The organism is Amycolatopsis sp. lyj-346 (assembly GCF_046548975.1).
Taxonomy (GTDB): Bacteria; Actinomycetota; Actinomycetes; order Mycobacteriales; family Pseudonocardiaceae; genus Amycolatopsis.
On record NZ_JAJPWT010000060.1, the window covers coordinates 1 to 703 of the forward strand.

At 68.8% G+C, this 703-nt stretch carries 2 protein-coding genes; both read left to right on the plus strand.

Translation table 11 applies throughout. From position 1 onward, the window contains the following. Positions 1–477: transketolase-like TK C-terminal-containing protein (locus ACLJQE_RS44665; RefSeq protein WP_410645925.1), on the plus strand; the 477-nt coding region annotated here is incomplete at its 5' end. A 14-nt stretch (positions 478–491) separates the two neighbouring features. Beyond that, on the plus strand, positions 492–703 hold a 212-nt coding region (locus tag ACLJQE_RS44670; protein ID WP_410645926.1), incomplete at its 3' end, for a transaldolase family protein.

The following is a 703-nucleotide window of genomic DNA, read 5'->3' on the forward strand; positions in this document are numbered from 1 at the left end:
CAGCCGCTGCCGACCCTCGACCGGGAGACGCTCGGCTCCGCCGAGGGCGTGGCCAAGGGCGGCTACATCCTGGCCGAGGCGTCCACCGCGCAGCCCGAGGTGATCCTCATCGGCACCGGCTCCGAGGTGCAGCTCTGCCTCACCGCACGGGACCGGCTGGAGGCGTCCGGCACGCCGACCCGGGTCGTCTCGATGCCGTGCCAGGAGTGGTTCCGGGAGCAGGACTCGGCGTACCGCGAGTCGGTGCTGCCGCGGGCCGTACGGGCCCGGGTCAGCGTCGAGGCCGGCATCGGCATGTCCTGGCGTGACCTGGTCGGCGATCTGGGCGAGAGCGTGAGCCTGGAACACTACGGTGCGAGCGCGCCGCACACGGTCCTGTTCGAGCAGTTCGGTTTCACTCCCGACCACATCGTCGCCGCCGCGCACGCGTCGCTGGCGCGGGTCGGCGAGATCACTGGCTACACCACCGGTAACTGAGAGAAGGTCAGCACATGACGGACAGATTGAGCGAACTCACCGCGGCAGGCGTCGCGGTCTGGCTCGATGATCTTTCAAGGGTGCGGCTGAGCTCCGGCGGGCTGGATCAGCTTCGTCGGGAGAAGCACGTGGTCGGGGTGACAACCAACCCGACGATCTTCGCGAAAGCGCTCAGTGACGCCGACGAGTACAACTGGCAACTGCGTGACCTCGCCACCCGTGGGGT